Raw genomic sequence first — 8939 nt, forward strand, 5'->3', positions numbered from 1 at the left:
GTGCGGGCGCGCAGCGGCCCGGACATCGGGAAATGGCCCTCGACCTGGGGATTGGCGCGCGCCTGGACAGCCGTGGAGAACTCGTGGAGATGCCGTTGATAGACCTTGGGCATGGTTGGAGCCGGATCGAGAGGAGAGCGCTTCCATCAAGTCCGGATCAAGAACGTGAACGAACGTGCAGCGCTGGTCGGATTCGCGGGCAGGATCGCGGGCCGGTCGCGCCACGGCCGCCGTCGAGCCCATAGGAACTGGCGGTGCGTGCCGATGTGTGGCGCGGCGCCCGGCCTCCGTCCACTATGGACCTGCTGCGCAGTCGAGGAGGGCCGGCCGTGGGTGCACAACGGTTACCGCACGCCCGGGTGACAAGCGAACCACTCGCACGAGTGTGAAGCAGGTCACAAGGGCGAACCGGTTTTGTCGCTCGGCCGTGTGGGAAGCATGCGAAGTCGAAGAGCGGAAAAACTACGTAACGGAAACGGTACGACATTGTTGTGAAGTTCTTCTGACGCGCGTTTTCGCTGCGGTGAAGAACCGTTCGAAAGTTTCGTCCCGCCTTCGGCTTTGTGCTACCCGGTAAGGGAGACCTGTGGATCGGTCACTACTGTGACGGTCGCCGTGTAGGGAACTTAGGGCACTCATCGGTTGCCGTAGGTGCCAGTAGTACAACAGTGTCCTAAAGCCTCACATAGCATTTGACGAGCTTGCCGCCGCTAGCCCTGGAGCCAGACTGATGAGCATCGTGATCGTCAAACGATCGCAGCGCGTCGCCGGTCCCGCCCTGCCGACCGGAGAGGTGGAGCTGGCCGAGCCCCCCGTGCTCGGCGAGCCGGCCAGCCTCGACTTCGGCTCGGCCATGGTGTACCTGCCGATGGGCCTGGGCAGCGCGGCGATGGTGATGATGTTCTCGATCGCCGGCAGCTCCCCGACCGTGTACATGATGTCCGGGATGATGGGCGTCTCCATGGTCAGCATGAGCGTCACGCAGTTGGGGCGCCAGGGCATGGAGCGCAAGCGCAAGATGCGCGCCGAGCGCCGCGACTACCTCCGCTATCTCGCGCAGCTGCGGGGCCAGGCCCGCGCCGCCGCCGACGACCAGCGCGCCGCCTCCCGCTGGGACAATCCCGAGCCTTCCTCGCTTTGGTCGCTGGTGTCCGGCCCGCGCCTCTGGGAGCGCCGCGCCAGCCACGAGGACTTCGGCCGGGTCCGGATCGGCCTGGGCGCGCAGCGGGCCGCCCTGGAGTTCGTGCCGCCGCGCACTCGCCCGATCGAGGACCTCGAACCGCTGACGGCGATCGCGCTGCGTCGTTTCATCCGCGCCTACCGCACGGTGTCCGAACTGCCCATCGCGGTCGGCCTGCGCAGCTTCACCAGCGTCGAGTTCGCCGGCGAGGCCGGCCCGGTGCTCGCGCTCGTCCGCGCCATGCTGTGCCAGCTGGCCGTCATGCACTCCCCGGACGACCTGCGCATCTCGATCCTCACCGACGAGCCCGGCCGCGCCGAGTGGGACTGGTGCAAGTGGCTGCCGCACATCTCCCACGCGACCGCTCGTGACGAGGCCGGCCCGGTGCGCGTGGTGTCTGGCGACCACGACACCCTGATGGACCTGCTCGGTGCATCGGTCACCGACCGGCCCGACTTCGACCGCACGGTGCCGCCCGGCCCCAACGAGCCGTTCCATGTCGTGGTGGCGCACCGGGTGCACATCCCGGAGCACTCCCGACTGCTCGACACCGGCCTGCGCAACGTGGTGCTGCTCGACGTCACCGGCGGCATGCACGGCGGCCCGGACGTGCTGCGCCTGACCGTGGCCGGCGAGCAGGTCGAGTTCCCGGCCGGCGACTCCACCGGCAAGGCCGACGCGGACCAGATGAGCGTGGCCGGCGCGGAGAACGTGGCCCGGCTGCTGGCCCCGATGCGCACCAGCGGCACCGTCGACCTGATCGACGAGCCGCTGGAGAGCAACTTCGACCTGACCACGCTGCTGGGCATCCGCGACGCCCGCGGCTTCGACGTGCAGCAGCAGTGGCGGCCCCGCCGCAACCAGCGGGCCCGCCTGGTGGTGCCGGTCGGCGTCACCGAGAACGGCGAGGTCGTCGAGCTCGACATCAAGGAGTCGGCGCAGGGCGGCATGGGCCCGCACGGCGTGCTCATCGGCGCCACCGGCTCCGGCAAGTCGGAGTTCCTGCGCACGCTGGTGATCGGCCTCGCGGCCACGCACTCCTCGGAAGTGCTGAACATGGTGCTCGTCGACTTCAAGGGCGGCGCCACCTTCATGGGCATGGACAAGATGCCGCACACCTCGGCGGTGATCACCAACCTGCAGGACGAGCTGCCCCTGGTCGACCGCATGCAGGACTCGCTGCAGGGCGAGATGAACCGCCGCCAGGAGTTCCTCCGCCAGCACGGCTACTCGTCGCTGTACGACTACGAGAAGGCCCGCGCCGGCGGCGCGCAGCTGGCCCCGTTCCCGGTGCTGTTCGTGGTCGTCGACGAGTTCTCCGAGCTGCTGTCGTCCAAGCCGGAGTTCATGGACCTGTTCGTCCAGATCGGACGGCTGGGCCGGTCGCTCGGCGTGCATCTGCTGCTGGCCTCGCAGCGCCTGGACGAGGGCCGCATCCACCGGGTCGAGGGCCACCTGTCCTACCGGATCGCGCTGCGCACCTTCTCCGCCATGGAGTCCCGCAGCGTCATCGGCGTGGCCAGCGCCTACGAGCTGCCGTCCGCGCCCGGCCACGGTTTCCTCAAGATCGACACCACCAACCTGGTGCGGTTCAAGGCGGCCTACGTGTCCGGCCCGTGCCCGGACGCCCCGGACAGCTCGCCGGCCGCGCAGTCCAAGGTGGTCGGCGAGGTCGCGCCGTTCGGGCTGATGCCCGGCCGGATCCGCCGTCCCGAGGACGACGCGCCGGCCAAGACCACCGAGGAGGTCCAGCTGGAGTCGGCCGGCGACGGCGAGGACAGCTTGATGGACGTCCTGATCGACCGCCTCGTCGACCAGGGCCCGCCGGCCCGCCAGGTGTGGCTGCCGCCGCTGTCCGAGTCGCCGAGCCTGGACCAGCTGCTGCCCGGCATCGTGCCGGACCCGGTGCGCGGCATGGCCGCGCTGGACCACCCGGCCACCCGGTCGCTGCGGGTGCCGCTGGGCATCGTCGACCGCCCGTACGAGCAGCTGCGCGAGCTGCTGGTGGCCGACCTGTCCGGCGCCAACGGCCACATCGGACTGGTCGGCGCGCCGCAGTCGGGCAAGTCCACGCTGCTGCGGACCTTGGTGCTGTCGCTGGCCCTCACCCACACCGCCGAGGAAGTCCAGTTCTACTGCCTCGACCTGGCCGGCGGCGGCCTGGTCTCGACGGCGGGCCTGCCGCACGTCGGCTCCATCGCCACCCGGCTGGAGCGCGACCGCGTGCTGCGCACCATCGAGGAACTGGCGCAGCTGCTGGAGCGCCGCGAGCAGATCTTCACCGAGCTGGGCATCGACTCGATGGTCGCCTACCGGCAGGGCCGGACCACCGGCAAGATCAGCGACCCCAACGGCGACGTGTTCCTGATCGTCGACGGCTGGGGCACGATCCGGTCCGACTTCCAGGACCTGGAGCCGCGCATCACCGAGCTGGCCGCCCGCGGCCTGGCCTTCGGCCTGCACGTGGTGGTCGCCACCAACCGCTGGTCGGAGATCCGGCCGGCCATGCGCGACGTGCTGGGCACCAAGCTGGAGCTGCGGCTGGGTGATCCGATGGAGTCCGAGCTGGGCGCCCGGGTGGCGGCCCGGGTGCCCGAGCAGGCCGGCCGCGGCCTGACCAGCGCCAAGTTCCACTTCCTGGCCGGCCTGCCGCGCATCGACAGCTCGTCGGCCACCGACGACCTGACCACCGCCACCAAGGCGGCCGTCGAGGAGATCGCCACCTTCTGGGCCGGCCAGGCCGCGCCCGAGGTCCGGCTGCTGCCCAACAAGCTGCCGATCGCCGACCTGCCGGCGCCGGAGCCCCAGTTCGCCCGGTTCTGCATCGGCCTTGACGAGCAGCGCCTGGCGCCGATGTGGCACGACTTCGACATGACGCCGCACCTGTCGGTGTTCGGAGACACCGAGACCGGCAAGACCAACATGCTGCGGCTGATCGCCCGCAACGTGATCGCCCGCTACAGCCCGACCGAGGCGCGCATCCTGCTGGCTGACACCCGGCGGGAGCTGCACGAGGAGGTGCCGGAGGCGTACCGGATCGGCTACGCCGTCGATCCGGACGCGCTGTCCGACCTGATCGGGAACGCCGGCGTGTCGATGACCCGCCGGATGCCCGGTCCGGAGATCACCCCGGACCGGCTGCCCAAGCGGGACTGGTGGACCGGGCCGCAGCTGTTCGTGCTGATCGACGACTACGACCTCTTCGTCAGCGGCGGCGGCATGGCGTCCCCGATGCAGCCGCTGATCCCGCTGCTGGCCCACGGCGCCAGCATCGGGCTGCACGTGGTCATCGCCCGCAGCACCTCCGGCGCGATGCGGGCGATGATGGACCCGCTGCTGCGCCGCATGTGGGAGCTGGGCAACCCGGGGGTGCTGCTCAGTTATCCCAAGGAAGAGGGCAAGTTCCTCGGCGAGGCCAAGCCGCGGCAGCTGCCGCCGGGCCGGGCCCAGCTGGTCACCCGGCGTGACGTGCGTCTCCTGCAGACCGGGATGGCGTGATGCCGAAACCCCGTCACGACACCGAACCGAGCTTGTCTCACCACTACGGATCCACGACAGGAGCGACGTCAGCATGAGGCCAACGGACGCGATCGGCGCCGACGCGTCGTTCCCGGCCATGCCCCACGGGCAGATGGTGGCCGTGTCGGACTCCTCGATCGACCAGATTCCCCTGGGCACGGGCGGATCCGGCCCCGCGGACCTGTGCCGGATCACCGTGCACGGCCCGGACGGCCGGGCCGACCTGGCGATCCCCAGCGCCGCCACGTTCGGGCTGCTGGTTTTCTTTTGTTTGTGCGCGACACGTCAACCGCTGCTAGTGACACCGGCCGGGACTGGGTGCTCCAGCGCCTCGGCGAGCGGCCGCTGGACCTGGACGCCACCCCGGAGCAGGCCGAGCTGCACGACGGTGACGTGCTCTACCTGCGCGCCGCCGAGGCCCCGATCCCGGAGCTGACCTACGACGACCTCGCGGACGGCGTCGGCGACGCCATCGCCGCCCGGCCGGACCGCTGGCGGCCGGAGTCGACCCGCCGCACGATGATCGGCCTGGCCGTGCTGGCGGCGTCCGCGCTGGGCGTGGCCACGCTGTTGGCCGGCGGCCCGGGCGGGCTGCTCGCGCTGTACTGCGGAGTGATCGTGCTGGCGCTCGGCGGCGGCACGGTCGCCATCCACGCCGTCTCCGACGACAAGGCGCTGTCCTATGTGGGCGGCATCGCCGCCTGCGCGTTCGCCGCGGCCGCCGGCCTGATCAAGAATGGTAGGACTCTCCTGGGTGGATTCTTTGCGAGTATAGGCCTTTGAGAAGGGTTTCCGACGGTGGGAGAGCGCGACATCCTTGCCCATTCGAAACTCCACCGCTGCAGTCTCCAAGCGAGCCGAGTGTACACATGTCGGCAGCGGCCGCTTAGTGGGATGCAGAGAATCAACTTCTTCGAAAACCGCCGGCCTGCTCGGCATCTGTGCGATCCTCGGCTCGGTGCTGCGGACCGGCACCTCGGCCGACACCCCCGGCGCGGTCAGCATCGTCGCGGTGACGCTGTTCCTGTTCGCCACGCTCGGGGCCCGCGTCGCCGCCCGGCTGGCCCGCCTGCGGGTGCCGACCCTCCCGCGCACCACTGACGAGCTCCAGCAGGACATCGACCCCGCGCCGGCGTCGTTGATCGCCGGCCGGTCCGCGCTGGCGGACGGCTACCTCACCGCCGTGATCGTCGCGTCGTCCGTGCTGTCGCTGGTGGACAGCGTCACTGCTGATCGGCGTGGACGGCTGGATCAGCGTGGTGCTGCCGCTGGTGTTCGGGCTGGCCTGCCTGCTGCGGGCCAAGTCCCTGCTGTCGGTGTGGCAGCGCGGTGCGACCGTCTGGGCCGGCGCCCTGATCATCACCGCGGTCGTCATCGCGTACGCCTTCTCGCTGGCCCCGGTGGGGCGCATCGGACTTCTGGTCGGCGTGCTGCTGGTCGTGGCGATGCTGGTGATCGGCGCCTGGCGGCTGCCGCAGACCCGGCTGCTGCCGATCTGGGGCCAGGTCGCGGACATCGCCGAGCTGTGGACCGCCATCGCGCTGGTGCCGCTGCTGCTGGTCGTGCTGGACACGTACGCCTTCTTCCGGGCACTGGCGGGCTGAGGCATGCAGAGTCGACGCGACCACGTCCAGGCGTACCAGTTCGTCACCTCCCGGTTGGCCAGCGCCCTCACCACCGGCGACCCCGGCCGCGGCGAACCGCCGTTGCGCCGCTCCTCGCTGGGCCTGATGTGGGGCGTGCTGGTGGCCGTGCTGCTGTGCGGCGGGTTCGCCATCTACGGCCTGATCAACCCCGGCGGCAACTACGACTACAAGAAGCCCGGCGCGATCGTGGTGGAGAAGGAGACCGGCAACCGGTACCTCTACATCAACGGCACGCTCTACCCCACCCTGAACACCGCGTCGGCGATGCTGTTCTTCGCCGGCACCAACGTCAGCGGCACGTTCACGCCGGTCTCCCGCAACTCACTGGTCGGCGTGCCGCACGGCCGCTCGGTCGGCATCCCCGGCGCGCCGGACTCGGTGCCGCGCGCCCAGGACATGCTGCCGCCGCAGTGGTCGCTGTGCGCCGCCCCGGGCGCGGACGAGCCGTCCATGCGCGTCGACGTGGACCCGAACACGGCGGCCACCCCGATGCCGGCCGACGCCAAGTTCCTCGTGCAGGGCCAGGACCACATCAACTATGTGGTGTGGCGCAACACGATCTACCCGATCGGCTCGCACAACGCGTTGGTGGCGCTGGGTTTCGGCGACACCGCGCCGACGCTGGTGCCGACCGTGTGGATCCACCAGCTGCACCAGGGCCAGACCCTGGACGTGCCGGTGGTCGAGGGCGCCGGCCAGGCCGGCCCCTCGGTCGACGGGCTGCCCACGAAGATCGGCGACCTGCTGGACACCAGCGTCGGCGGCGAGAAGCAGACCTACGTGCTGCGCAAGGACGGCGTGGCCCCGGTCAATGACACCGCGCTGGCGCTGCTGCAGGCCAAGCCCGGCGCGCACCAGCCGCGCGACATCACCACCGCCGGCCTGGCCGAGCTGCCCGAGTCCAAGGACAACTCGACGCTGCAGGGCATGCCGAACATGGTGACGTCCAAGACGTACGCGGCGGACAACGCGGCGGTGTGCGTGCGCCAGAAGTCCAGCGGCGACGCGGTGAGCACCGGGTTCCTCGTCACCGAGCAGCTGGCGGTGTCCGCGGGCCGGATCACCATGAACGTGCCGGCCGGCCGTGGCCTGATCGCGGTGGCCGAGCCGGCCCCGCAGCAGTCGGACAAGCGTGTGTACTACCTGATCACCGATCTCGGCGAGAAGTTCCGGGTCGCCCAGCAGGCCTTCGGCCCGCTCCAGATCGGTGGCACCGCGGTCGGCATGCCCAAGGAGGTGCTCGACGCGATGCCGTCCGGGCCCGACCTGGTGATGGGCCCGGCCGTGTTGGCGGCGAACACCCGAGGAGGGCAGTGACATGGCGCTGGGCACGAGGCTGCGCACCTGGGCGGTCAGCACGCCGGATTCCGTGACGATGCCGCAGGTCGCGTGTGTCGACGCGGGACACGCGATGCTGCTGCACATCGAGGGTCACCTCAACCCTCGCGCGCTGGCCTTCGCCCGCACGATCGCGGCCGACCCCGAGCACACCGTCGTCGTGGCGGACGTGCCGCCGGACGGCCCGATCGAGCTGTGGCACGCCGTCGCCGCGCTGCTCGGCCGTCGCCGTGGCGGCTACCGGCTGGTGCTGGGCAAGCATTCCCGCGACGCCGCCGTGATGACCGCCCAGTGGCTGGCGGAACGGCTCAACTGCCCGGTTCTCGTGCCCGACGGCGACGTCGTGATGGCCCCCGGCGGCGCGCTGTTCAGCTCGGCGTTGCAAGGCGTCGGCTGGGTGCGCTTCCGTCGCGGCCGCGCGCCGCAGCACGACTCGCGCCGCTTCCCGGTCCCGGACTGGACCTACCCGGGCACCGAGCAGGTGTGGCAGCCCGGCCCGATCAGCGTGGTCGAGCCGCTGCCGGCCGGCGTGTGGATCCGGCCGCTGGAGTCTGCCGACGACCAGCGGGCGCTGCTGGTCTCCGGCCTGGTGCCCAACCGCGACGAGCTGATCGTCGTGCTCGGGTCGCCGAACTCGCGGCCGGTGCCGATGGCCGAGATCGCCCGGTTCTGCCACTCCGTGCCGCCCGAGCACCGCGCCAAGGTCCGCTTCCTCCAGTACGGCCCGGTCGAGGTGCTGCGCGCCTCCGTCGGGCAGGCGCTGGCCGACCAGCTCGGCGCGCCCGTCACCTTCTACGCCGGCATGCCGTCCGTCGAGGGCACGCTGCACGTCGTGTCGCCGGAGGGCAACCTCGGCTGGCGCTCCTTCGCCCGTGAGCTGCGGTACCTGCCGCGGGCCGCGGCCGCCGGCCGGATCCTGCCGCCGCAGCTGGTCGCCCACGACAACCCGATGCCCGGCGCCGCCGAGCTGTCGCCCGGGGTCTACTGGTACGCCAGCGACGCCGTCGTCGAGGTCGTCCAGAGCGGACTGTGGCTGCGGCCGCCGGTCGCTCCGGTGAACGCCGACCACGTGCGGACAGCGCCCATCGACTCCCGGTTCGCCGCCGTCGTGTTCGACACCTCCTCGCGGCACCTCACCGACCGGATGCAGGCGCTGGCCGACGAGATCCTGGCCACCATGGATCCGGCCATGCGCCGGATGTTCCGCGCGCTGCCGGCCGCCGTGCTCGTCGCCAACAGCCACCACGTGCCGGTGC

At 71.0% G+C, this 8939-nt stretch carries 4 protein-coding genes and 1 pseudogene; all 5 read left to right on the plus strand.

The features are described 5' to 3' along the window. Window positions 1-730: 730 nt before the first annotated feature. Window positions 731-4678 carry a type VII secretion protein EccC gene (locus KUTG_RS41700; RefSeq protein ID WP_043724959.1) on the plus strand — a complete coding sequence of 1316 codons (3948 nt, stop codon included), beginning with the start codon at window positions 731-733 and terminating at the stop codon, window positions 4676-4678. Between the two features lie 294 nt (window positions 4679-4972). Next, a complete protein-coding gene (locus KUTG_RS54615; RefSeq protein WP_157495161.1) occupies window positions 4973-5482 on the plus strand; it encodes an EsaB/YukD family protein in 510 nt (169 codons plus the stop codon). A gap of 455 nt (window positions 5483-5937) precedes the next feature. Continuing rightward, window positions 5938-6303 carry a ubiquitin family protein gene (locus KUTG_RS54620; protein WP_052396029.1) on the plus strand — a complete coding sequence of 122 codons (366 nt, stop codon included), beginning with the start codon at window positions 5938-5940 and terminating at the stop codon, window positions 6301-6303. Between the two features lie 3 nt (window positions 6304-6306). Further along, the gene (eccB, locus tag KUTG_RS41715; protein ID WP_052396030.1) at window positions 6307-7662 is read left to right on the plus strand and encodes a type VII secretion protein EccB; all 1356 of its coding nucleotides are present in this window, start codon (window positions 6307-6309) and stop codon (window positions 7660-7662) included. A gap of 1 nt (window position 7663) precedes the next feature. Beyond that, a pseudogene (locus KUTG_RS62265) lies at window positions 7664-8939 on the plus strand (hypothetical protein); the annotation flags it as partial.

This window comes from Kutzneria sp. 744, assembly GCF_000568255.1.
Taxonomy (GTDB): domain Bacteria; phylum Actinomycetota; class Actinomycetes; order Mycobacteriales; family Pseudonocardiaceae; genus Kutzneria.

Bases quoted from the DNA above. Each gene is read 5' to 3' on its own strand.
- eccB (WP_052396030.1), top strand. From the start codon at position 6,307: ATGCAGAGTCGACGCGACCACGTCCAGGCGTACCAGTTCGTCACCTCC.
- KUTG_RS41700 (WP_043724959.1), top strand. From the start codon at position 731: ATGAGCATCGTGATCGTCAAACGATCGCAGCGCGTCGCCGGTCCCGCC.